Genomic DNA, 326 nt, shown 5'->3' on the forward strand with positions numbered 1-326 from the left:
GGAGATGCGGTGACGGTTACTGTCGGCTCTGAGACCTACCAGACGACGGTGAATGCCGATAAAACCTGGAACGTAAATGTGCCGGGTTCGGTACTCGCCGCGAATAGCGATGTGAGTGCCAGCGTGACCACCCGCGATCCAGCCGGTAACGTCACCACCGCTAACGCCAGTCACACTTACGGTGTCGATACCATTGCGCCAGCCGCATCCATCTCTATTGATGATGTCACGTCAGATAATGTGATTAATGCTGCCGAGTCCGGCCAGACCATCGCCGTGACCGGTAAAGTCGGTAATGACGTCAACGCCGGAGATGCGGTGACGGT

1 protein-coding gene is annotated in these 326 nt (G+C 56.7%); it reads left to right on the forward strand.

Annotated elements, in window-relative coordinates:
• On the forward strand, positions 1-326 hold a 326-nt coding region (locus OI69_RS18365), incomplete at both ends, for an Ig-like domain-containing protein (RefSeq protein WP_039353957.1).

The organism is Pectobacterium fontis, from assembly GCF_000803215.1.
GTDB lineage: Bacteria > Pseudomonadota > Gammaproteobacteria > Enterobacterales > Enterobacteriaceae > Pectobacterium > Pectobacterium fontis.